This is a genomic window from Clostridium akagii DSM 12554, from assembly GCF_000686725.1.
GTDB classification, from domain to species: domain Bacteria; phylum Bacillota; class Clostridia; order Clostridiales; family Clostridiaceae; genus Clostridium_I; species Clostridium_I akagii.
The window spans coordinates 19478-44089 of sequence record NZ_JMLK01000008.1; the positions used below are offsets into that span (position 1 = coordinate 19478).

Sequence of the window (24612 nt, forward strand, 5' to 3'; positions counted from 1 at the left end):
TTTATTTTTTATCCTTGTTATTCATATTTTATGCTTTATTATAGCCTTTATCAATATAAATATTCATTTGATGTATGTGTTTTTCAATTTTATATGTTGTTTTTTTATATAGGTGTTGTTTTTTTTTATATTTGTATATAATTAATAATGGACAAATGTACTATAAATTTTTATAATTATATATTAATAGCTTAAATAAGCTTAAGGAGTTGATTTTGTGCAATTTGATTTAAATAATGATTTTAATAAAAAAGTCCACTTTATTGGTATCGGCGGAGTAAGCATGAGCGGCCTTGCTGAGATTTTATTATTAAGAGGCTATAAAGTTTCTGGCTCTGATATGAAATCCTCACCTCTAACAGAAAAACTTTCTAAGAGTGGTGCAGATATTTATATTGGACATGATAAAAATAATTTGAAAGATGTAGATATTATAGTGTACACAGCTGCAATCCCATCTACAAACCCAGAGATAATAGAGTCAAAAGCTTTGAATATCCAAATGTTTACAAGAGCGCAGTTTTTAGGTGCAATTATGAAAGATCACAAATACAATGTTGCTATTTCAGGCACACATGGTAAAACTACAACTACATCAATGATTGCTCACATAACCCTTTCAGAAAATCTTGATCCAACAATATTAGTTGGTGGAGAGCTAGATGTCATAGGTGGAAATGTTAAAACAGGGAAAAGCGAATACTTTATAACTGAAGCATGCGAATATAAGGCTTCATTTTTAAGTTTTTATCCATATATAGGTGTGGTACTTAATATTGATGCAGATCATTTGGATTTTTATAAAGATATAAATGCAATACAAGATGCCTTTGAAAAATTCACTAACCTTATACCTAAAGATGGATATCTTGTATCTAATGCTGATGACGAAAGAACTGCCGCAGTTGCAAAAAAAGTTTCTTGTAATGTATTATCCTTTGGTATAGAAAACGGTGATATAAGGGCTAAAAATATAGAATTTAATGATTTAGCTTGTGCATCTTTTGATGCATATAATAAAGATAAATTTCTTTTTAGTATAAATCTAAGTGTACCAGGAAAACATAATGTATTAAATGCTTTAGGTGCCATTGCAAGTTCTCTAATTCTTAATATTAGTGCTGAATCTATTATTATCGGTCTTAAAAATTTTGGAGGAACTCATAGGCGATTTGAATATAAAGGCATTATGGATGGCGTAGTAGTGATAGACGATTATGCTCATCATCCTACAGAAATTAAAGCAACTTTAGCAGCAGTAAAAAATTACCCTCACAAAAGAGTGTTTTGTGTTTTTCAGCCACATACTTATTCAAGAACTCTTTCTCTTTTTAATGAGTTTACAACGGCATTTTCTGGCATTGATGAACTTATTATTGCTGATATATATGCAGCAAGAGAAAAAGACACAGGAGTTGTTAGTTCACAAATGCTAGCAGAAGCTGTAAACAGCAATGGGATTAAGTGCAATAATATTCATAATTTCAAAGATATTGTAACTTATCTCCATGAAAATTTAAAAGATGGTGACTTACTCCTAACTGTAGGTGCAGGAGATGTATTTCAAATTGGAGAAGACTTCTTAAAAAGTTAAGTGTAACAAGTTGATGAAGGTTTTCCCATAAACCTAAAAAATCAATAAAAAGGGAAAGCAGGAGGATATTTAAAAATCCACCTGCTTTCCCTTTTATTTTTTACAATTAAGAAATATTTTAACTTGTCACTTGTTATAGGTCTATTTTCTTTTCAACTAAATATGAAGTTGCTATAAATAATACCACACATAATATTATACTAAATACAAAATTTGCTGTATTTACAGGAAATCCCTTAGTAATTACATCTGTATTGCCTGATTGCAATGTTCCAATACTTCCTGAAACACTTGTAAATAATTTTATATAAAAGTCTTGTGGAAATATTTTTTCTAGTCCCCAAGTAATAATTCCATATATAATTGATAATATTACATATGACACAAACGCCATAAACTTTCCAAGTTTTTTCTTTAATATAGAAAGCCTTGTTATGGTTATTGCAAAATAAATTTTTATAAAATTTAATGCAGTCCCAATTAAAACAGACCATAATATAATTAAAATGCAAGCTCCTACATTTATTCTGATCCCAGATGTGTCTAAAGCCTTCCCTATGTCCCCGAGCCTTGATCCATAATAATACATAGACAAAACTGAAATTATCTCTATTATGATATAAAAAATACATGTAACAATAAGTTTTGATGCTATAATTGAGTATCCACTTTTAGGTAGTGTAAAGGTAAGGTATCCTTTATCATCATATATATCTTGTGAAAATATACTTATACTCCATATAAAAAGTACCACTGATACTACAACAGCTATTAATATTGAAATAACAAACAATCCTGTATCTGGCCAATTAAATGGTCTTATCAAAAGCAGTAAATTTGCAAGGACACTTATTATAATTAACATGGCAACTGATTTATATCTACCTATGATTTCATATTTTATAAGATTGGCCATTATTGGAATACCTCCCTGTACAATTCATCTATAGATTTTCCTTTTGATATTCGGAGTTCCTCAGCATTTCCTTCAAGTACTATTTTACCTTCAGAAATAAAAAACACATCATCAAAAAGTCTTTCTATGTCATTTACTAAATGTGTTGTAACTATCATGGAACTATCTTCTCTGTAGTTATTTAATATAGCATCGATTATTTTTTCTCTTGCAGTTGGATCTACTCCGCCTAAAGGTTCATCTAATATATAAAGTTTTGCTTTTCTTGAAATAGTAAGTGATAAATTTAGTTTTTCAAGCATGCCTTTTGATAAACTAGTCACCTTATCTTCTTCATTCAAATTCATGAATTTAAGAAGTTCTTCACACTTTTGTCTGTCAAAATCCTTAAACATATCACTATAAAATTTTACTGCATCCTTTATTTTCATCCATTTGTATAAATAATTAGTGTCTGGAAGGTATGAAACAATTGATTTTGTATACATACCTGGTTCTTTCCCATCTATCTCTATTTCCCCTGACTCCTTCCTTAGTATACCCGCAGCTATTTTTAATAGGGTCGTTTTTCCACTACCATTTGGTCCTAAAAGTCCAACTATCCTTCCTGTTTTGATTTCCATGTTTAGTCCATTTAAACCTCTGTTCTTAGAATATTGTTTTGTAAGGTTTGTGGTCTTAAGCATTGTCTCCATTATTACACCCCTTCTCTAATCTAACCTGCAGAACTTCTATTATTTCTTTGTCATTATATCCCAAACTATACATTCCTTCAATGAATGAATGCATAATTTCATCTGCCATTTCACTTCTAAGTAGCTTTATTTTTTCTTCATCTTCAGTTATATATCTTCCGAGTCCTCTTTTGCTATATGCAACCTCCTCTCTTTCCAGTTCTTGATATGCTCTTTGAACTGTATTGGGGTTTACTTTTATAGTTTCAGCAAGTTCCCTTACAGATGGAAGTTTATCCCCTCGTTTAAGCTCTTCAGTGATAATTTTTCTCTTAATATAATTCATAATTTGAATATAGATTGGCATGTTATCAACAAATTTCATTTTATCACCTCGCATTTTTACTGTTATATATGAATAATACACTAATCATGTCTATTTGTAAACACTTTTTGTGCAATAAATAATTCATTTAAAACAAATAATAAAGCATACTAAAAAAGTAACCGACCAATATACTAGTGTATTCTGCGTTATACTCCCTTATACAAAAAAAGCATTGCTTTTTTCTTATTTATTGTATATACTAGTAAATGTTCTTCGGGGTGTAGCGCAGATGGGAGCGCGCGTGGTTTGGGACCATGAGGTCGCAGGTTCAATCCCTGTCACCCCGACCAAATTTATTAAAAGAGATAACAGACTTCTTGTCTGTTATCTCTTTTTTATTGCAAGCTTTAAAGTTATTTAAATGAATTAAGCTACTTGGGCTAGCCATGACAAAACTATCTTAACTTTTAACTATTTAAGTATCTTTGATAACGTATACAGTATATACTGTACCTATGCTCACAATTTTTTAATAAAAACATCTCAAGTATATATTATACTATCAATGGTTAAAATTATAATTGATTAAATTTTAAGGGGCGTGGCGCTTATGAAATCTAACTTGAATAATATATTCAAAGGTTTAGTAGACTCGTATTATAACAATACATTTGAACAATACATATCACAATTGCTTTCGGATTCTAGTATTGATAAAGATGCATTAAGCAGTTCTATTTCTTCATTGTGTGGAGTACAACTTAAATATAGTGATAGTGAAGATTATATTAAAAGTTTAAAAGGAGCAATCAAATCATATAATTCTAATCACAAAATTGTTAATAAGGTTAATCAATGCAAAATGGAATGTGCAGATGAAAATGGAATTACCCCCTGTCAAAAATCCTGTCCATTTGACGCTATTTATGTTGATGGAGACACTTTGTCTACTAAAATTTCTGAAGAGAGGTGCATTGATTGTGGTCTTTGCATTGAAGCATGTCCTTCAGGATCTATTTTGGATAAAGTTGAGTTTATCCCTCTTGTTGAGCTTCTTCGTAGCAACACACCAATAATTGCTGCTGTGGCTCCTGCAATAATTGGTCAATTTGGTGACAATGTAACTATGGATAATTTACGAAGTGCATTTAAAAAATTAGGTTTTAGCGATATGGTTGAGGTAGCTTTTTTTGCAGATATGCTGACTTTAAAAGAAGCTTGTGAATTTGATGCAAAAGTTAATTCCAAAGAAGACCTTATGATTACTTCTTGTTGTTGCCCTATGTGGGTTGGTATGCTAAAAAAATCATATAATGAAATGGTTAAATACGTTTCACCTTCTGTTTCTCCAATGATTGCTGCAGGAAGAGTCATTAAAACATTAAATAATAATTGCAAAGTAGTTTTTATAGGTCCATGTATTGCTAAAAAAGCAGAACGAAAGGATAAAGACTTAATTGGAGCTATAGATTTTGTATTAACTTTTGCAGAGGTTAAAGATATATTTCAATCATTAAATATAATTCCTAGTGAGTTACCAGAAGACCCATCTTTAGACTATGCCTCAAGAGAAGGTAGACTTTACGCTCGAACTGGAGGTGTGTCTATAGCAGTTCACGAAGCTGTTGCAGTGTTATTTCCAAAAAAAGATCATCTATTCAAAAGTGCACAAGCAAATGGAGTTAGAGAATGTAAAGATATACTCGAAAAGGCTAAAAACAAAGAAATTGATGTTAATTTTATAGAAGGTATGGGTTGCGTTGGTGGTTGTGTTGGTGGCCCTAAGGCCTTAATCCCTAAAGAACAGGGCCGAGTTGAAGTAAACAAGTTTGCTGAAAGCTCTAATGTAAAAATTTCCTTAAATAACTCTCAAATGAATAAGATATTAAAAAAGTTAGGAATAAATTCCAAAGATGATTTTATGGCTGAAGATAAAATGGGAATCTTTGAAAGACGTTTTTGATGTTTTTAGATATGAACTTTAAATTTTAACGTAAATTTAAAAGGCTCGTAACATCTTTACTGTAAAATATGATTACATATCATGTGTATCCTCATAATATATAATATATATTTGCTAGGTGGTGAATTTATGAATTCATTTCTGAACCGTATTCAGAAAAGAGATACTGCCATATTGATGTTATTTAATAATTCAATAAGATGTAAAATTTTAAACTTTATTATGCCCATGGTGACATATATTGGATCTGGGATTTTTGCAGTGTTGTTTTGCACAGTTACATTTTTTGATGGATTTACTAAGTCCTTATCTATTAAAACAGCATCAGCACTTATAGTAAGTTCGATTATTGTAAGAATAATAAAAACCAGCGTAAATAGGCTTCGTCCGTACTTGATATTACAAAACCTTAATATTAAAAAAATAGGGATTGATAATTACTCTTTTCCATCAGGACATACTACCTGCGCTTTTTGTATTGCAGTTATGGTATCACTGAATTTGCCATTCTTTACTCTTATCAGTCTCTTGATAGCTGGTTGCGTAGGAATATCTAGGATGTATCTTGGCGTTCATTATCCTACTGATGTCTTTGCTGGTATTTTAATTGGGTCAGCAACTTCATTCATGATGTCTGGATTATTTTAGTATAATTATTTTCATATCTTTCATATTCTATGTTATACTTTAGCTTGAGGTGATAGTATGTTAAAAAACATTCAAGCTGCAATATTTGATATGGATGGAACGTTAATCGATTCAATGTGGGTATGGGATTCTATAGATAATATATATTTAGAGAAAAGGGGTTTTTCAGTTCCACCAGACCTTAGATCTGATATAATCCATCTTAGTTTTCAAGAAACAGCTTTATACTTTAAAAACAAATTTAATTTAATAGATTCCATTGAAGAAATACAAGATGAATGGAATAACTTAGCTTATTTCGAGTATGCAAACAATGTAAAATTAAAACCATATGCCAAAGAGTATTTGCTACAACTTAAAAACAAAGGAATAAAATTATCAATAGCAACTAGTAATTGTACTATGCTCTTAGAGACAGTTCTCAAAAAGCATGATATATATGATTTATTTGATTCCATTACTACAACCGATGAAGTAGCACGTGGTAAAGATTTTCCTGACATTTATTTATTATCTGCTAAAAAGCTTCACGTTGAACCAGAACAGTGCATTGTTTTTGAAGATATTCTACCTGCAGTATTAGGTGCTAAATCTGCTGGAATGAAGGTTATTGGAGTTCACGATTCATACTCAGAATATCAAATGGATGCTATAATGGATAAAGCTGATGTATTTATACGTGGATATGATGAGTTAACTGAAGTTGTTTAAACTAAGAAGGGAGAGTAGTAATTAACCCCTTCATTTTTTTTACACTAATATATATTTTTTGCATACATTAATTGAAATTATTATTCATATATTATAAATAGTGCCTTAGTAACAATATTATAGGGAGAGATAGTTTTGATATTTATTTTATTTATAGTTTTCATTTTAATTTCTTTAGGTATCATATATCATTACAACAATATGGTTTATGCTGAAAAAAAACAAATAATGCTTTTATCAAGGCAAAATAATTCACTGAAGGAAAAATTAGATAGTGAAACATTAAAAATTGAAGATATAACTTTGTTATATAGACCTTACAAGTATACATCTGGAGTCCTCGGAAATTCTTGCAATCTTTATATTGCTCCCATAAGAAAATACGCGGTTATTGCCACCTTAAATAAAAACCTTGAAATCCAAATACTTGACTGCGCTGAAGTATTTCATGAAATTTGGTATGAAGTACGCTTCAACACAAAAAATAATGTGAATAATAAGGGTTGGATTCTTGGCAATGATATATCAATTTTTAAAAATACTTTTATTGAAGACTCCGTCTAGTAAAAAATCCCCAAATTATATGTGCTTCAATTTAATTTTTCATCTTGTAGACCATGGATTAAATCTAAAAAAGCTTTCATAGCAGGTGATATCCACCTATCCTTGTGATACATAACCTGTGACATAACATTAATATCTGGTCCATGCCAATTAAGTTCTGCTAATTGCCCCTCCTGAAGTTCCTTTTCTACTGCCATACGTGGCAAAAATGTTATACCTAAATTGCTCATTGTAAATTGTTTTATAGCTTGTATGCTCCCAACCTCTAGAATAGATTTTGGATATACCCCTGCTTTATTTAACATAGCCTCGAACATTGTACAATAACTACAACCCTTCTCGTTCAATATGAGTGACTCTGAACTTAGATTATCAGCTGTTATAGACTTTAACTTTGATATTGGGTGGCTTGGTGATGATAAAACTATCATAGGTTCGTAAAATTTTGTCTTAGAAATAAGGTCTTCGTCATAAACTTCCTTACCCAAAAATATGGCAACATCAATTGTGTTGTTTTTTAAATAGCTACGTAAATTACTATCTGTTGCCAGCTTTATAATAATATCCACCTTAGGATATAATTCATGATATTTTTTTAATATTCCAGGTAACCTTATAACACACAATGATTCTACTGCTCCAATAGTTAAGGTTCCCTTTGTTATTTCACTCCCGCCTACTACATCTTCAGCCTCAGATGATAGTTTCAAAATTTGTTCTGCATATTTCAAAAGTTTTTCTCCATCAGATGTTAAAAATATATTGCGGCCCAAACGATCAAAAAGTTTTGTATTTAACTGTACTTCCAATACCTTTATCTGAGTAGTAATTGTGGACTGTGCATACCCTAAAATATCTGCTGCCCTAGTAAAACTTCCAACCTTTGCAATAGTACTAAAGGTTTTTAAATTTCTAATTTCCAAAATGCAGACCTCCTTTATCAAAAAAATCGAATTAAGTATTCTAAACTATCAATTATATTAATTGTAAATTATATGCTATCATAAATTTACTGCTACAGCAATAACACAATACAAATTATATATTACGAGGAGAATAACAATGAGATTACTTCAAGTTAAACCTGAGATCTACAAATTTGATAATATTAAAAGTTTCTCTGAGTTCTTTAATATAGGGTCAGGAGATTTAATATTAACTAACGAATTCTTGTATACTCCATTTATGAAAGAACTAAACCTAACCGCTGATTTTCTTCTAAGAGAAAAGTACGGCAGGGGTGAGCCATCCGATGAGATGATTGATGCAATAATGAAAGATGTGAATCCTAAAGATTATAAGCGAATAATCGCTATTGGTGGCGGTTCAATAGTAGATATAGCTAAACTTCTAGTTATAAACAATGTTACTAAAACTTTAGATCTATTTGAAAAAAAGATTCCTATAGTTAAAGGAAAAGAACTTATCATAGTTCCAACCACTTGTGGCACTGGTAGTGAAGTTACAAATATCTCAATAGTGGAATTTAAAGCAAAACATACAAAAATGGGCCTTGCCACCGATGAATTATTCGCTGACTATGCAATACTAATTCCAGAACTTGTAAAAGTGCTTCCCTATAAATTTTTTGTTACAAGTTCAGTGGATGCTTTAATTCATGCGGTGGAATCTTATGTTTCACCAAAATCAAATACATCTACAGAATTATTTAGTATAAAAGCCATAGAATTAATACTAAATGGCTATATTTCAATAGTAAAAAAAGGACCTGAACATAGATTAGAAATTATAGATGATTTTCTGATTGGCAGTAATCTTGCAGGAATAGCTTTCTCAAATGCCGGTGTAGGTGCCGTACATGCCTTATCTTATCCTTTAGGCGGAAGTTATCACGTTCCTCACGGAGAAGCTAACTATCAATTTTTTACTGAGGTATTTAAGGCCTATAACATTAAGAACCCCAATGGAAAAATAAAAAAGATTAATAGCATTTTAGCCGAAATACTATGTGTGCCAAATGATGATAACATATATGATGAACTTTCAAAAGTTCTAGATACTCTACTGGTTAGAAAACCACTTAGAGAATATGGAATGAAAATTGAGGAAATTGAAAGTTTCACTGACAATGTTATAGAAGGGCAACAGAGGCTTTTAGTAAACAACTATGCTCACCTTGATAGGGAAGAGATTCTAACAATCTATAAAAAACTATATTAGAAAAAAGTGACAAGTTTTACTTGTCACTTTTTTCTAGATTACTTGGAATATATAAAATTTTAAGTAGTAAGACTCATCCGAAGTCCATAAAATAGGATGGTCTGCTCCTTGAGTTCTAAATTCTACCTGCCTTAACATTCTTCCTGCATCTTTTGCAGCTGCTGCAATAGTTTGTTTAAAAAGCTCAGGATTCATAAAATGGGAACATGAGCAAGTCACAAGGAATCCATTTTCCCGTACAAGTTTTATTCCTCTAAGATTAATTTCTTTATATCCTCTTGACGCATTTTTTATTGTATCTTTAGCCTTAGTAAATGCAGGTGGATCAAGAATCACAACGTCATATGTTTTGCCTTCATCAGACCACTTTTTAAGTATATCGAAAGCATTCTCACATTGAAATTTCACTACATCTGAAAGACCATTAAGCTCTGAGTTTTTTCTACATAAGTCTATGGCAATCTGGGAAATATCTATTCCTGTAACACTTTTCGCTCCGGCAACCCCAGCATTTAAAGCAAATGAACCTGTGTGAGTAAAGACGTCTAGTACCTCAGCATCCTTACATATTTTATGTATTGCCTTTCGATTTCCTTTTTGATCCAAAAAAAATCCAGTTTTCTGTCCTTCAGCAATATCCACATAATATTTGACACCATTTTCTATAATTTCAATCATTGTATCAAAAGGTTCAGTTAAGAAGCCTGTTATAGACTCCAATCCTTCTTTTTCTCTAACTTTTGCATCGCTTCTTTCGTAAACACCTTTAGCTTTATATTCTTCAACAAGTATATCAGCTATAATACTCTTGTATTTTTCAATTCCAAGCGCTGAAGACTGAATTACATAATAATCTTCAAATTTATCAATTGTTAGTCCTGGAAGAAAGTCTGCTTCCCCAAAAACAAATCTACAGCTACTTGTATCAATTACTTTTTTTCTATAATCCCAAGCATTCTTCAGCCGTTTTTTGAAAAAATCTTTATTGATTTCTTCTTCTATATCCCTTGTAAGTATCCTAATTGTAATCTGTGACTTATCATTTATATAACCCTTACCTAAAAATCTATCGTCATATGTATAAGCCTCTACAATATCACCATTTTTGTATTCCCCATCGTAACCTTCAATTTCATTAGAAAATATCCATGAATGACCATTCTCAGCTAATATATTTTTTCGTTTTGTCAAATAAAATTTACACGCCATTATTTTTCCCCCTGTAATTATCTTTATAAATTACTGAATTTTATTATTATAATTTCTAATATCTAAAGAATTATAACATATCTTTAAAATAATTTTTCACCTTTTTATAAAGTTTCCTTTGACATAGCCATTAGCCTAACATAAACTATTAATTGATATAAATATAAAGTTTTACATTGCAATGGTTTTCAGAAAATTATAATAAGTTGAATAATGGTATAATAATAATATATAAAAATATATAAACGAAAGTTGAGGTGAGAAGTCCTGGTTTGGGATAGTAAATATGATAGAACTCTTGTTATTACTAGTTTAGTATTAACCTTAGTACTTAAATCATATAATACTACCAACTTATCAAAGGATAAAGTGAAAATATATTATAAGCAAATTTGTTTAATATATTAAAATCAGGATAAAATGAGTATACTTACAGTAAAAAATATTAGTCACGGTTTCGGAGAAAGACCAATTTTTGATGATGTTTCTTTTAGGTTATTAAAGGGAGAACATGTAGGCCTTATCGGAGCTAATGGTGAAGGTAAATCTACATTTATGAATATAATCACAGGAAAAATCATGCCTGATGAAGGCAAGGTTGAATGGTCTAATAATATTAGAGTTGGCTATATGGATCAGCATGCCGAACTTATAAAAGGCCAAAGCATAAGAGATGTGCTGAAAAATGCATTTAAATATTTACTTGACCTTGAAAAAGAACTTATGAGTGTAGCCGATAAAATGACAGATGCAGACCCAGATGCTTTAGAAAAACTTCTAGATAGAATGGGTACAATCCAAGATGCACTAGATAATAATGGATTTTATATAATTGATTCAAAAGTTGAAGAAGTTGCTAAAGGACTTGGACTTACTGATGTAGGTCTAGATAAGGACGTAACTGAATTAAGTGGTGGTCAGAGAACAAAGGTACTCCTTGGAAAACTTTTACTTGAAAATCCAGATATTTTACTTTTGGATGAACCTACAAATTATTTAGATGTAGAACATGTTGAGTGGCTAAAAAGATACTTGCAATCTTATGAAAATGCGTTTATATTGATATCCCATGATATCCCGTTTTTAAACAGTGTAACAACTTTAATATACCATCTTGAAAATAAACAACTAACAAGATATGTTGGGGATTATGACAATTTTTTGAGAATGTATGAAGTTAATAAAAAGTTACACGAAGCAGCTTTCGAAAAACAAAAAGCTGAGATTTCAAGACTGGAAACTTTTGTTGCAAAAAATATGGCAAGAGCTTCAACAACTGGCATGGCAAAATCAAGACAAAAACAATTAAATAAAATTGAAAGACTTGAGATAAGTCAAGATGCACCAAAACCTCAATTCAATTTTAAAGCAGCACGAGCTACAAGCAAACTGGTATTTGAAACTGACCATTTAGTAATTGGTTATAATGATCCACTCTCACGGTCTCTGAATTTGAAAATGGAGAGAGGACAAAAGATTGCACTTGTAGGATCAAATGGACTTGGTAAAACAACACTTCTAAAAAGTCTTATTGGCCAAATACCTGCACTTTCAGGTGAAGTAACTTTGGGTGAATATCAACATATAGGATATTTTGAGCAGGAGATAAAAAAAGCTAATTATAATACTTGCTTAGAAGAGTTTTGGAATGACTTTCAATCTTATAGTCAATATGAAGCAAGAGCAGCCCTTGCGCGATGTGGACTTACAACAAAACATATTGAAAGTAAGGTTAAGGTTCTAAGTGGTGGAGAGCAAGCAAAGGTTAGACTTTGTAAACTAATAAATGTAGAAACAAATATACTTATACTTGACGAACCAACAAATCATCTTGATGTTGATGCAAAAAATGAATTAAAGAGAGCACTTAAAGCATATAAAGGAAGCATACTTCTAGTTTGTCATGAACCTGAATTCTATGAAGATATTGTAACTGATGTTTGGAACTGCGAAGATTGGTCAACCAAAATGTAATGAGTATAAAACCTTCATGAAATGAGGGAAGCATTGCAAGGCACGTTCAGAGGCTACTCGCTAGACTTAAGAAAGACTAAGATTCCCGTTTGTCAAATCCCTAAAACCTTTAAACTCGCTGCGCTCAGACAGTAAAGGTTTCTTAACGGGATTCAACAACCAGGAACCTAAGTCCTTCTAAATTCTAGCTCGAATAGCCTCTTTCACGTGCCTTGCAATGCTTTTTCTCATAGTTCATTAAGCCCTTATTATCTAGGCGAAAGAAAAAATCCTTAAACTATTTCAAATTGCTGAAATTTGAGTATTTAGCTATAGTATTAACACCGATAAAATATTTATGTTGTATTACAATTAATATATGATTTATTTTTAAATAGTCTTCTAATTTTAAAAGCTCAGTTACCAAATATTTCAATTTAAAATGTTATATACCTGCCTTGTACATGATATTTAATTGCAAGCTCCACTACCGCCATGCCCATTGAGAAAAATGATAATACTATGACTAAAAATATGGCACCAGCATCATACCTCATTTTTTCATCCTTATTTATCATATAGGATACAAGAATCTCAACCCCTAAAAGCACTAAAATAAGTGGCCAAAGTGATAATATGTTTGAAAATTTAATAGCTGGAAATGCTAGTCTAAGTAAAAATAATATTCCGAAAACAATCAAAACTAACCCTGCTGTAAAAGTGCCTACCCTGCGACCTTTAAGCATTCAAATCGTCCTCCTTTTTCTTGCCTATAATAAGTTTAATGCCAACAACAATTATTGCAATACCAATAATAAATCTTGGAAGATTACTAATTATGTTGCTCATGATATCAAAAATAGGCTGAGGAATAACGCTGCTTAGCTGAACCATAGTGTTTTTCCATATTAGGAATATACCAAATATCAATAATAATATCCCTACGAAAAATCTGCTCTTTATAACCATATTTTTATCTATTTCCATAAATTTATCAAATGTAAACAAATAATTATCCTCTACTTTTAAAAATTCTTCATCCGTTGAATACCCTGTATTTATGGAATCAAAGAAAGAATAAAACCATAAAACTGGTACAATATAAAGTAGTTGACCTATATCAAGAAAAGAAGATATAAATATTATAATGAAAAACGCCGACATAAGTGAGACACCTTTTTTCATAAATCCCATATACATATGTCCTGCTCCAGGTAAAAGTGAAAAAATAAAAGTTAAAAAGTTATTTTTTTTCTTTCTCATTGTTAAAAACCTCCATGCTAATTATTTTTGTTGAAAAATTATTAAGCCGTGCATTAATAGTGCTTACAACACTTAAATTTGGAGGATTTATATCTCCTGGTTTTATTGCCTTATTAGCAACAAAACTTAGTGTATTTGAAAAAACAATCACCAAGGCTATACATGCAGCAACAGTAACTCTAAGGGAGTAAAAAAAGAATTTAATGCCACTTTCTCGTTTCTTTTTTATTCTTTCTTGTATTTCATTATGAAAACCTAAAGGAGCTTCTGCAAGTTCATTATCATTGTAGCTATTAGCAAAAACATCCGCACATTTTTCACAATTACATATGTGTTCTATAGCCAAAGATAGCTCCTCATCTTCTAATGAACTTTCTTTAAGCTTTAAAAGTGATATATTATTCAAATGACCATTTTTATCAAATAATAAATTATTCACATAGACTCCTCCTTCCATAAAACTTTAAGCAGTTTTTTCGACCTATAAAGTTGAGTTTGCAATGTCCTTAGACTCTGACCTGTATCTTTTGCCATAGATGAAAGTTTAATATTTTCACAAAAATAATTTACCGATATTGTCTTGTATGGATCTTTCAGTTTACAACACAACTTATATATTTTCTCATCAGTATATTTTTTCATAAACACACCTTCTGGTGACCTAACGTTTCCTTCCAAACATTCATAATCATCCTGGGATAGATTATCAGTTTTTCTTGCTGGACTTTTAATAAAATCTTTACATTTATTCGCAGCAATTCTAGTAAGCCAAGCTTTAAAATTTTCTCCATCAAATTTTTCTAAGTTTTCGTAAGCAGACAAAAAGGTTTGTTGTGCCAAATCCTCAGCATCAAAATAATTTTTTGTAAAGGACAGACAAATGCTAATAATCAGACGTTCATATTGTTTTATATGGTTTATAAACTGTTCTTTATCAATAATTATCACCGCCTTTTTGTCCTTACACTTACTATAACGAGTAAGAAAGAAAAAACACTTCAAAAATTTATTTTATAATGCCTTCAATATATTCAGGAACTACATCTATAATATCTTTAGAACAACAATATTTAAGATCTTCATAAAGTCCAAGATCTTTAATCACATTATAATGACTTGCATATTTTATAAAGCTTGTAATATCTTTGTTTTGCTCATATACATATAACGCAGTGGTTGCTATATCCGTAAATTCTAAACTAGATTTTTCATTTAATAAACTTATAATGTACCCGGCACATATAAAATCATCTATTGAGAATTGTCCATAGGTTCCAGCATTGACTATAACCACGTCATTATTTAGTTCTTTAAGCCTAGCTGAAACTGCCTTAGCATTAATCATAGCACCTATAATTATGTTTTTAGCAGCGGTACTTCCCTTTATTGCTCTAGTACCATTAGTAGTGGTCATAACAACTGTTTTACCATTAACAATACTCGCTTTATATTCAAGTGGTGAATTTGAAAAATCAAACCCCTCAATTTTTAGTGCCTTTCTTTCTCCACCAAGCAAATACATATTTCTATCTTTTGATGCTATTTCTCGTGCTGCGTCAACATCCACTACTGGAATAACTTTTTTGCAACCATTACTAATAGCTGTAACTATTACCGATGTGGCTCTAAGCACATCTATTACTACCACAGATTTTCCCTGTATCTTGTCTTCTTTAATATCATCAGCAGATATTATTATATCAATCTTCATTTAAATGCCTCCTTAAGTCATCTTCAAAAAAATAGCAAGTCAGTATGCTAGTCTATTTAAGATGCTTGAATTCTTATATAATAATTATAACACTTAAAATATTAGACAAAAAAATAAATCAGACTATGTTTCATCAAAGAAGAACCACAGTCTGATTTTTTAATAAAGGGGTAATTTAATTTGTTTGTTTGTTTTTTTCTCTCCATACCAAGAAGCTTATTGTAAATACTGTTGCTTCTCTAAAGTTTCTAATGTCAAAGCCTGTCTCTTTTTTTATTTTATCTAACCTATATATAAGAGTATTCCTGTGAACATATAATTTTCGTGCTGCATCACTTGTATTTAATCCACAATTTATAAACTCATCTATAGTTGATATCATTTCAGAATCAAAGTCGTTAAACTTAGCTTCAAATTTGTTTAAAAATTCCTGTTTAAGTTTTGATTCTAAACTATATACTATTTTCTCGAAAAGCAGCTTGTTATAATCCAATACTTCTTCTCTAACAGAAAATTTTTCACTTAACATCATACTTTGCTGGCTTTCATGAAAAGCTCTTTCTATGCCATATTTATTATGAGCAATATTTCCATAACTTACATAACATTTGCAAAATAAATTTGAATTAATTGTTTCCTTTATTGCCTTTGCATGCTCCTTTATTTCATCAAAATTGCCTATTACAATAATATCATCATGATAAATCATTGTAATAACATCATATTTTCTATAAATTTCCTTAATAACATCTATTGATTCATGTATATTTCCTTTTGTTTTTACAAGAAATAAATTACATCCAGAATCCAAAAATGATATACTTTTATGGACCATTTCATCTGATACATCTTTACCATCTAAAATATCACTTATGATTCTCTCTTTTTTAAAGTATATATCTCTATATTTATCTTCTATAGTATATTTTAATATTGATGCACATTCCCTAAACTTTTTTTCCAAATGTATTCTAGCTTTTTCACTACCCATATTAACCGATATATATATCATATCAGAATTTTCTTTAAAAGACTCACTGCTGAATATAATAGCTCCATCTTCAGTAATTAACCTAAATTTAATTCCTGTATTTTTACTAAGGTCCTGCAGAAAATTCATAATATCTTTCATAGCAAATCTCCTAAACTATAGTTAACTCTGTTTCTTTGTCAAAAATGTGAATCCTATCAGGGTTTAATGCTATTTTTATAACATCATCTGGCTGAGCATTTGATGTTCCAGCAACCTTTGCCGTAAAAGCAGCTTTTCCCTTTTTCAAATATAAAAATGTTTCTGAACCCATAAGCTCTGTAACTTCTACGTTTGCACTAATTATAGCGTCTGTATGTTTTGCTATAAATTCAGGATCATCATCTAGGTGTTCTGGTCTTATTCCCATTACTACATCTTTGCCCACATAGCCTTTTTCTTTAATAATTTTACTAGTTTCATCACTTAATGGCATTTTTTCATCTTCAAAAGTAACGTACACCTTGCCTTCTTGATCTTCAATTTTAGAATCAATAAAATTCATTTGAGGACTTCCGATAAACCCTGCAACAAATAAATTAACAGGATGATTATATAATTGTTGTGGTGAATCAACCTGTTGAACTAAACCATCTTTCATAACTACTATTTTTGTTCCAAGTGTCATTGCTTCTGTTTGGTCATGTGTTACATATACAAAGGTTGTTTCCAATCTTTTATGTAGCTTAGCTATTACAGTTCTCATTTGTACTCTAAGTTTTGCATCAAGATTTGATAATGGTTCATCCATTAAGAAAACCTTTGGTTCTCTAACTATTGCTCTTCCCATTGCAACTCTTTGTCTTTGTCCACCTGATAGCGCCTTTGGTTTTCTATCCAAGAGGTGCTCTATATCAAGAAGTTTTGCAGCGTCCCTAACCTTTTCATCTATTTCTTTTTTAGGTGTTTTTCTAAGTTTTAAACCAAATGCCATGTTATCATAAACAGTCATATGAGGATACAATGCATAATTTTGAAAAACCATAGCTATATCTCTGTCCTTAGGAGAAACATCATTTTTTAGTTCTCCTCCAATATAAAGTTCTCCTTTTGTTATATCTTCAAGACCTGCTATCATTCTTAGTGTAGTTGATTTACCACAACCTGAAGGCCCTACGAACACAACAAACTCCTTGTCCTCTATTTCCAAATTGAAATCTTTTACTGCAGTTACATTCCCTGTGTATACTTTATATATATGTTTTAATGATAAACCTGCCATATTTGCTTCCCCCTAAATTTATTATATCCTTAGTTTAAACCATTACATTTATTAAAGCTATTTGTAAAAGTGACAAAACTATTTTGTTTAATTTGTATGAAAGTACAAACCTTGATATAAATTATTTTTCGAAAGCTTGTAATCAATCTCATTAAGCACTTCCCATTTTTTAAGACTCCACTTAGGTTCAATTAATAGTTCGCTTGGTGCATCCCCTGTAAGTCTGTGAATTACTATTTCTGGAGGAAGTCTTGTAATTGCTTCACATATTATATCTGTATATTCTTGTTGCCCTAAAAAAGTAAGCTCTCCTTTTTCATGCAGAGAAACCAATGGCGTATTTTTTAAAAGATGTAATAAGTGTATTTTTATGCCTTTAATATCTTTATGGGCTACATAATCTATAGTATTAAGCATGTCTTCTTTACTTTCGCCAGGAAGCCCAAATATAGTATGAACTACTACATCTATACCTCTGGACCTAAGTTTATCTAAGGAATCTTCAAATACTTTAAGTTTGTATCCTCTATTAATTATCTCTGCTGTATTATCGTTTATTGTTTGTAATCCAAGTTCCACCCAAAGATATGTTTTTTTATTATATTCCTCTAGTAAATCTAGAACCTGATCACTTAAACAATCTGGTCTTGTAGCTATGGCTAAAGCTACCACATCATCTTGCATTAATGCTTCATCATATAAGGCTTTTAGTGTTTTTATTTTCCCATAGGTATTGGTATATGCTTGAAAATACGCTATGTATTTTCCATCTTTCCATTTTTTATTCATCATTTTTTTCATATCAGTAAATTGCTTAGTTATAGAATCCTTTCTATTTCCTGAAAAATCACCAGAACCCCTTTCACTACAAAATATACATCCTAAACTGCTTATAGTACCATCTCTATTGGGACATGAAAATCCTCCATCCAGAGAAATTTTAAATACCTTTTGTCCAAATTTTTCTCTAAGAAAACTATTTAAATTATAATATTTTTTACCGTTCCACTCTATATTTTGTTCCATTATGTCCTCCTGAATTTGTAAAGTAGTAACAAGTGATAAATTGGTGTTGATTTTCTGCAAGTGCAAAATAATTAATCATTTTGCACTTGCAGCTATGAAATCCCTTTAACTTGTCATCTTTCTTAGTTTGAAATATTAGCTTTTTTTTCATCTACTAATTTTGTCTTAGAGCTTACTGGATCAATCTGCCAGGTTCCAATTATGCTCTTTATGCTCTTATCCTTAACATAATCTTGCTTTGGAGTTACTTGATATATAAGACCTTTTTTTACAAAATTAACTATCTTTACATCTACTTTTTCCATAGGATAATTTTTTTCAAAATCAAAACCAGCTCCTTCTCCATCTTTACATTTATACATTTTTAAAGTTGACCCTGAATTATTTTTTGTAAACTGCACCACTAGATATCTATTATCTTGTGAATATATGGTGTTCTCTATGACAGCATCTGGTATTACCTCTAGTGGTACTAGTTCCTTTCCTACTGGTGTTTCTGGCGCCATTTCATTTTTCGGGGTCTGCCCGGCTCCTCCAGCATCACCTCCTGAATCACCTGAACCCTGTGATCCTGTACCACCTTGTGTCATCATTGATTCATCAAGATTTATAACTTCAATATATGGATTTTTTCCTTTTGTAGTTACAAATCCTGAGGATCCATCAAAGCTAATTCCTATTAACCCATATTGTCCAACGGATATGGGAATCTTGTTATTCCGTGCCTTATCCTCCTGAACATAATAATATTTAGGCATACCATCAAAATTTGTTAATAAATTTGTCTTAATATTATTTTTACTTCTTATCCTTATTTGGGCACTGTTATTTTCCCCCACAAATATTTCTTTCTCATTTTCAGTATCTATACTTTTAATTCTATACAAATTTTTTTCCTTTACAACCTTAAATGTTTCAGTTTCTAAAGAAGCATAAGGTGTTTTATTATTTATCTTATTAACTTTTACCTTAATAACCCCCATGTCTCCGGATTGAGTTATTTCGTCAAACAAATAACCATTAACTGTAACATCTTGTTCGTTTTTTTCGCTGTTACTTTTTTTAAACTCACTTGCATACAATTTACTTGCTGCACTTATATCCTTTTTCATTATATCATTCATATAAAAATTCACTGTTTTTGTAGCATCATCTATATCAAATTTTTTTAGTATGCTACTAGGACTAGAAATACCTTTGCTACAAGCCGTTGGGGTTAAGAATAGAAATATAATTAATATTATGCAAAATATTTTCTTCATAATTTCCTCCGTTATAAACTAATTTTATATTAGTTTCCCACAAATCATAAAATTCATTTATAAAATTCTTATAAATTTATGTATATTTTTTATGTTGATTAAGCATATTATCCATCTAAACTCCATAATTTTAGTATAAGACATTTATAGCTTGCCTTATTATTTTATTGCAAACATTAAAATCTAGATATATAGGGGGTTTACCTTGAAAAAATCTTTATATACAATTTTTCAAATATCAGCAGTATTTGTAGGAACAATAGTTGGAGCTGGCCTAGCTTCTGGTCAAGAAATAACACAATTTTTCACAAGCTTTGGTTATAAAAGTTTTATTGGCATTTTTATCTGTATGTTTATATATATATCAATAAGTTATATAATTATAAATCTGAGTACAAGCTACAATTTAAGTTCATATAAACAATTAATAATTCTTGTAAACTCTGGTTTCTTAGGTAAAATAACCGACTTGTTAACAAGTTTTTTTATGGTAAGTGGTGCAGCAATAATACTTGCTGGTAGCGGTGCATTAATAAATCAGTATTTTGGTTTGCCTGCATTTGTAGGAATAATCATAATGTCCATAATAACCTTGATTGTGCTACTAAGAGGCACCAATGGAATCATTGAAATCAACTCCATAATAGTACCTTCACTACTTATTGTAATAACTACAATTTTTATATTATTTGTATCTTTCTCAGGTAATGGGATTACGATAAATCATATTAAAAATATTCCTTATAAAAAGCATTATTGGCTTTTATCCTCAGTTGTTTATGCAAGTTTTAATACTATATCATTTAGTGGTGTATTAGTTCCTTTTACTAAAGACATTAAAAATAAAAAACATTTGTTTGTTGGCATTATATTGGGAGCACTAATTCTAACAGCATTATGTTTTATGCTTAACTTCATGCTAATAATGAATATACCTTATATATATAAATATGACATTCCTCTTCTTTATATCGTGCATGGTTTTGGGAAAACTATTCAAGTAATGCTACTTGTTATAATATGGCTTGAAATGTTTTCTACAGAAGTATCAAATATATTTAGTGTTTCCAAAACTATCGAACAGTCATTAAATATTCCATATAAAAAAGCTGTGATATATATATTATTATTAGCAATTCCAATATCTCAAGTTGGTTTCAAACAATTAATAACTTTGTTATACCCAGCATTTGGAGTTATCAGCTTTATTTTTATAATTCAATGTGTTATATTTTATAGAAAAAACAGTACTAAGGCATTATGAAAAAATAGCAAGTCAGTATTCTATTTTATTTTGTAGTATGCCTAAATGAAATGAAGGTGCTTTTATGCTAAATATGTTAAACAGCTGCAAACTTTGTCCAAGAAATTGCAATGTAAATAGATTAAAAGATGAGTTAGGTTTTTGTAAATCCGGTAGCAATTTAAGTATTGCTAGGGTCTCTCTACACAAATGGGAAGAACCTTGCATTTCCGGTACAAAGGGCTCAGGAACTATATTTTTCTCAAATTGCAATCTAAAATGTGTATTTTGTCAAAATCATGAAATAAGCCAGGAACAAATAGGTAAAGAAATCTCAATAAAAAGATTAAGTGAAATATTTATGGAACAACAAAACTATGGAGCTCATAATATAAATCTGGTTACTCCTACCCATTTTGTTCCACAAATTATAGAATCCATAAAACTTTCAAGAAGAAACGGTTTAAGTATCCCAATTTTATATAATAGCAATGGATATGAGAATGTGGAGACAATAAAATCTCTAGAGGGATACATTGATATATACTTACCTGATCTGAAATATATTAACAATAAATTTGCTGAAAAATATTCAATGGCCCAGGACTATTTTAAATTTGCATCTTGTGCTATTGATGAAATGGTGTCTCAAGCACCTAATCCTGTTTTTAACGAAAATGGTATTATGTTAAAAGGAGTTATAATAAGACACTTAATGCTTCCCGGGCTACTCTTTGATTCAAAGAAAATAGTTGATTACATCTATAAAAAATATGGTGACAATGTTTATCTAAGCCTTATGAATCAGTATACCCCAATGTTTAATGCAGCGAAATATCCTGAGATAAACAAACCTCTAAATAAAAAGCATTACGAAAGTTTAATAGACTATTGCCGAAATCTAGGGTTTAAAAACGCTTTTATTCAAGAAGAGGGCACTGCAAAAGAAAGTTTTGTACCACACTTTGATTTAAGCGGTGTATAACCTAATGCATCATCATGAAAAAATAGCACCCAGCTAGGATTCTTACCCTGCTGAATGCTATTCTTATAAGTCCATATCTAATTCAATCTACTAGTATAACACAAAGTAAACTAGCATACTGACTAGTTATTTTTTTTGAAGATGCCTTATATCTTATATTTATCCAAATCTTTCTTAAATCCTTCTGTAACCTTTTTAAATTCACCCATATTATCGCTTAATTCTTGAATCTCACTAGTATAATTTATTACACTAGCACTAACCTCTTCTGATGAAGCTGAATTTTCTTCAGCAATAGCTGCTAAGGATTCAACATTCTCAGACATACTAACTATAGAAATTGCCTCTTTGCTTAGTTTACTTACTGACTCTATCATTGCGTCTGCCACTGTTTTAGCAGAAACTTTTGCCTTATAACTAAGATTTCTAACATCTTCTAATGTACCTATTTCACTATCCAATACTCCATATTGAGTACCTATTTTTTCAACAAGTCCATCTAACTCATTAACAAAGTTTTCTAAACTACCATTTATATCTTTAACAGCTGAACCTGTCTGTTCAGCTAATTTTCTTACTTCTTCTGCCACAACGCTAAAGCCTTTACCAGCTTCTCCTGCACGTGCTGCTTCAATAGATGCATTAAGTGCTAAAAGGTTTATCTGCTCTGATATTTGTGATACTATCTGAACAATTCCCTTTATATCATTAGCCTTTGATCCTAGTTCAATTCCCTTATCCTTAACTTCTTGAAATTTAGTCAAGCTAGTCATTATATTTTTTCCTGTTGTCTCAACATTTTCGTAACTAGCATTTATAATTTCAATTGCCTTTTCAAGTTGCTCTTTATTTTCATTTTCCTTTTTTACTACACTATTTAACGATTCCACATTTCCATTTAATGTAGTTGCACAATTTTGAGTATTTTCAGCCTGATCCACAGCAGTAGTGGCAAGTTGTTCAACTACCCCAGATATTTCTTGTGAAGTAGTGTTCATTATAGTTGATATTTTTTCTATCCTCTTTACAAAATTGTTCATTTCATCTGTAATTCCCTTAAATCCAACAAAATCTTTGCTTATCATCTTTTTATGATTTATAATTCCTTGGTACATATCTTCGAAATAATCTCCAGTTACAATACGTCCATCTACAGTAAAATTATGATTATTAATCTTATCGATCTCATTTTTTATGAAATTTTTAGGTCTCATTAGAACCTTAACGCCAATATATGTAACAACTGTACCTATGGCTGCTGTAATCAATGCTTTTAGACTATTATTAGTGCCTAAAATTGGTATGAATGTTATTATGGAAATCAAAAATGTTAATAGTGCTGCTTTACCCTCTACACTTTTTATAAAACCCAAAGATAATAACTTATTAATTCTATAAACCTTTTTATAATATATATCTTTATCAAAGGTTATTTTAAGATTTACAGAACTATCAGTTTTATCCATAACTTCAGTTTTTATTTCTTCCTTAAAAAACTTTGCTGCTCCTATTAATACCCCTTGCAAATAATCAAACATACCCCTTTTAGAGCTGTATGTAAATATTGCTTCTCTACTTGAAATTGCCTCAATAGATACAATAGGCGGTTTTGCACCTGGAATCCTTTGTGTTATTACAACATGAATGTCAAACAAGGTTCTTAAGAAGGAATATAAATTGTCATGTTTAAAAAAAGCTGGATAATCATGATGGAAAGCATGTATATTATCTTCTCCCACAGTCCTCCATAATTCCTTTAGGTCTATATTTTGTTTTTCCGAAATATACTTCATAAAGGTGTTTACATTGTCGTCTTTTACATCTTCCACTGGTGAAAATATCTTCTTATTTTCATATCCAATCTTGTCCATAGCCTCGTTAACTACAGAATCTCCATAAAGCTTACGACACGTTCTAACCCATGTGGCTACTACAGTCCCTTTCATATATACGCCTCCTGTTATTAATTGCACTTGAAAATACAATATTATATTATATTGCAAATTTCTACATATTTCTATCTACTATTATACATTATTTTTTAATAAAAGTAATCAATTAAGAATAACTTTTATTTAGATAAAAGTTATTCTTAATTGTAAGGCATCTGAAAGAAAACACCTACTATA

24 protein-coding genes and 1 tRNA gene are annotated in these 24612 nt (G+C 30.4%); 10 read left to right on the top strand and 15 right to left on the bottom strand.

Annotated elements, in window-relative coordinates; all coding sequences use genetic code 11:
• The first annotated feature begins 217 nt into the window (after positions 1–217).
• Positions 218–1594, top strand: a complete 1377-nt coding sequence (gene murC / locus BR66_RS0104120; RefSeq protein ID WP_026881771.1) for a UDP-N-acetylmuramate--L-alanine ligase — start codon at positions 218–220, stop codon at positions 1592–1594.
• Between the two features lie 133 nt (positions 1595–1727).
• Here the strand turns inward: murC and BR66_RS0104125 are convergent, their stop codons facing one another.
• Genes BR66_RS0104125 through BR66_RS0104135 form a run of 3 tightly spaced genes read right to left on the bottom strand, consistent with a single transcriptional unit; the run spans position 1728 to position 3569 of the window.
• Entirely contained in the window at positions 1728–2510 is a 783-nt protein-coding gene (locus tag BR66_RS0104125) for a hypothetical protein (RefSeq protein WP_026881772.1), read from the bottom strand.
• Complete coding sequence (locus BR66_RS0104130) at positions 2510–3205, bottom strand: ABC transporter ATP-binding protein (RefSeq protein ID WP_026881773.1); 696 nt, start codon at positions 3203–3205, stop codon at positions 2510–2512. Before BR66_RS0104130 ends, BR66_RS0104125 begins: the two co-directional genes overlap by 1 nt.
• Positions 3189–3569 (bottom strand): GntR family transcriptional regulator, encoded by a 381-nt coding sequence (locus BR66_RS0104135; protein ID WP_026881774.1) that lies wholly within the window; start codon positions 3567–3569, stop codon positions 3189–3191. Before BR66_RS0104135 ends, BR66_RS0104130 begins: the two co-directional genes overlap by 17 nt.
• Before the next feature lie 217 nt (positions 3570–3786).
• On the opposite strand from BR66_RS0104135, the gene BR66_RS0104140 reads away from it, so the two are divergent.
• The 5 genes from BR66_RS0104140 (at position 3787) to BR66_RS0104160 (ending at position 7398) form a co-directional block, all read left to right on the top strand.
• Positions 3787–3862: transfer RNA gene (locus BR66_RS0104140), tRNA-Pro, on the top strand.
• 260 nt (positions 3863–4122) lie between these two features.
• Positions 4123–5475 carry a [Fe-Fe] hydrogenase large subunit C-terminal domain-containing protein gene (locus BR66_RS0104145; protein ID WP_026881775.1) on the top strand — a complete coding sequence of 451 codons (1353 nt, stop codon included), beginning with the start codon at positions 4123–4125 and terminating at the stop codon, positions 5473–5475.
• Between the two features lie 129 nt (positions 5476–5604).
• A complete protein-coding gene (locus tag BR66_RS0104150) occupies positions 5605–6123 on the top strand; it encodes a phosphatase PAP2 family protein (protein WP_026881776.1) in 519 nt (172 codons plus the stop codon).
• A 57-nt stretch (positions 6124–6180) separates the two neighbouring features.
• Positions 6181–6834 (top strand): HAD family hydrolase, encoded by a 654-nt coding sequence (locus BR66_RS0104155; protein ID WP_026881777.1) that lies wholly within the window; start codon positions 6181–6183, stop codon positions 6832–6834.
• 135 nt (positions 6835–6969) lie between these two features.
• On the top strand, positions 6970–7398 hold the full coding sequence (locus tag BR66_RS0104160) for an SH3 domain-containing protein (protein WP_026881778.1): 429 nt from the start codon (positions 6970–6972) through the stop codon (positions 7396–7398).
• Between the two features lie 26 nt (positions 7399–7424).
• Here the strand turns inward: BR66_RS0104160 and BR66_RS0104165 are convergent, their stop codons facing one another.
• Positions 7425–8321, bottom strand: a complete 897-nt coding sequence (locus tag BR66_RS0104165; RefSeq protein ID WP_026881779.1) for a LysR family transcriptional regulator — start codon at positions 8319–8321, stop codon at positions 7425–7427.
• A 139-nt stretch (positions 8322–8460) separates the two neighbouring features.
• On the opposite strand from BR66_RS0104165, the gene BR66_RS0104170 reads away from it, so the two are divergent.
• Entirely contained in the window at positions 8461–9579 is a 1119-nt protein-coding gene (locus BR66_RS0104170) for a 4-hydroxybutyrate dehydrogenase (RefSeq protein WP_026881780.1), read from the top strand.
• 33 nt (positions 9580–9612) lie between these two features.
• Here BR66_RS0104170 and BR66_RS0104175 read toward each other — a convergent pair whose 3' ends face one another.
• Positions 9613–10788, bottom strand: a complete 1176-nt coding sequence (locus BR66_RS0104175; RefSeq protein WP_026881781.1) for a class I SAM-dependent rRNA methyltransferase — start codon at positions 10786–10788, stop codon at positions 9613–9615.
• A gap of 420 nt (positions 10789–11208) precedes the next feature.
• Between BR66_RS0104175 and BR66_RS0104180 the strand changes: the two genes are divergently transcribed.
• Positions 11209–12762, top strand: coding sequence for an ABC-F family ATP-binding cassette domain-containing protein (locus BR66_RS0104180; protein ID WP_026881782.1), 1554 nt, complete (start codon positions 11209–11211; stop codon positions 12760–12762).
• Positions 12763–13178: 416 nt separating this feature from the next.
• On the opposite strand, the gene BR66_RS0104185 is transcribed toward BR66_RS0104180, so the two are convergent.
• From BR66_RS0104185 to BR66_RS0104225, 9 genes are all read right to left on the bottom strand, one after another.
• Entirely contained in the window at positions 13179–13487 is a 309-nt protein-coding gene (locus BR66_RS0104185) for a LiaF transmembrane domain-containing protein (protein WP_026881783.1), read from the bottom strand.
• Complete coding sequence (locus tag BR66_RS0104190) at positions 13480–14004, bottom strand: hypothetical protein (RefSeq protein ID WP_026881784.1); 525 nt, start codon at positions 14002–14004, stop codon at positions 13480–13482. Before BR66_RS0104190 ends, BR66_RS0104185 begins: the two co-directional genes overlap by 8 nt.
• The gene (locus BR66_RS0104195; protein ID WP_026881785.1) at positions 13985–14443 is read right to left on the bottom strand and encodes a hypothetical protein; all 459 of its coding nucleotides are present in this window, start codon (positions 14441–14443) and stop codon (positions 13985–13987) included. The genes BR66_RS0104190 and BR66_RS0104195 overlap by 20 nt, the downstream gene beginning before the upstream one ends.
• The gene (locus BR66_RS0104200; RefSeq protein ID WP_026881786.1) at positions 14440–14952 is read right to left on the bottom strand and encodes a sigma-70 family RNA polymerase sigma factor; all 513 of its coding nucleotides are present in this window, start codon (positions 14950–14952) and stop codon (positions 14440–14442) included. Before BR66_RS0104200 ends, BR66_RS0104195 begins: the two co-directional genes overlap by 4 nt.
• 58 nt (positions 14953–15010) lie before the next feature.
• Entirely contained in the window at positions 15011–15715 is a 705-nt protein-coding gene (locus BR66_RS0104205; RefSeq protein ID WP_026881787.1) for a 2-phosphosulfolactate phosphatase family protein, read from the bottom strand.
• A 175-nt stretch (positions 15716–15890) separates the two neighbouring features.
• A complete protein-coding gene (locus BR66_RS0104210; protein ID WP_026881788.1) occupies positions 15891–16847 on the bottom strand; it encodes a PucR family transcriptional regulator in 957 nt (318 codons plus the stop codon).
• A 10-nt stretch (positions 16848–16857) separates the two neighbouring features.
• Positions 16858–17967, bottom strand: coding sequence for an ABC transporter ATP-binding protein (locus BR66_RS0104215; protein ID WP_026881789.1), 1110 nt, complete (start codon positions 17965–17967; stop codon positions 16858–16860).
• 87 nt (positions 17968–18054) lie between these two features.
• On the bottom strand, positions 18055–18993 hold the full coding sequence (gene mnmL / locus BR66_RS0104220) for a tRNA modification radical SAM protein MnmL/YtqA (protein WP_026881790.1): 939 nt from the start codon (positions 18991–18993) through the stop codon (positions 18055–18057).
• A gap of 122 nt (positions 18994–19115) precedes the next feature.
• Positions 19116–20255 carry a hypothetical protein gene (locus tag BR66_RS0104225; protein WP_026881791.1) on the bottom strand — a complete coding sequence of 380 codons (1140 nt, stop codon included), beginning with the start codon at positions 20253–20255 and terminating at the stop codon, positions 19116–19118.
• A 205-nt stretch (positions 20256–20460) separates the two neighbouring features.
• Between BR66_RS0104225 and BR66_RS0104230 the strand changes: the two genes are divergently transcribed.
• Positions 20461–21519, top strand: a complete 1059-nt coding sequence (locus BR66_RS0104230; RefSeq protein WP_026881792.1) for a YkvI family membrane protein — start codon at positions 20461–20463, stop codon at positions 21517–21519.
• 64 nt (positions 21520–21583) lie between these two features.
• On the top strand, positions 21584–22483 hold the full coding sequence (locus tag BR66_RS0104235; RefSeq protein WP_156946228.1) for a radical SAM protein: 900 nt from the start codon (positions 21584–21586) through the stop codon (positions 22481–22483).
• A gap of 146 nt (positions 22484–22629) precedes the next feature.
• Here BR66_RS0104235 and BR66_RS0104240 read toward each other — a convergent pair whose 3' ends face one another.
• A complete protein-coding gene (locus BR66_RS0104240; RefSeq protein WP_026881794.1) occupies positions 22630–24429 on the bottom strand; it encodes a heme NO-binding domain-containing protein in 1800 nt (599 codons plus the stop codon).
• Between the last annotated feature and the right edge of the window lie 183 nt (positions 24430–24612).